Source organism: Arthrobacter alkaliphilus (assembly GCF_021483235.1).
GTDB lineage: Bacteria > Actinomycetota > Actinomycetes > Actinomycetales > Micrococcaceae > Arthrobacter > Arthrobacter alkaliphilus.
On the sequence record NZ_JAKEEC010000079.1, the window covers coordinates 1 to 326 of the forward strand.

The following is a 326-nucleotide window of genomic DNA, read 5'->3' on the forward strand; positions in this document are numbered from 1 at the left end:
CCTCTGGTGATCAGCGATGGAGTGCTGCATGACGGTGTGGCCGGCGCCCGGTACCTGGAGCAGGTCACCGCAACCGGCGGTGTCCAGCCCCTAACCTGGACAGCGACCGGGCTGCCCTCCGGACTGACCATCACCCCGGACGGGGCACTGGCCGGAATCCCCGCCAACACCGGGACCACCACGATCACACTCACCGCCACGGACGCCGCCGGCACCCAGGCCACAGCGACCCGGACCTTGAATATCCCCACCACGATGCCGGCCGGATGCGCCGGCACCGCCTGCGCCGTCCTGACCGCGAGCACCCGGACCGTCCAGGTCCCGGC

Annotated in this window: 1 protein-coding gene; it reads left to right on the forward strand. The window is 71.5% G+C overall.

Translation table 11 applies throughout. The features are described from left to right. On the forward strand, positions 1 to 326 hold a 326-nt coding region (locus tag L0B83_RS20115; RefSeq protein WP_234760245.1), incomplete at both ends, for a putative Ig domain-containing protein.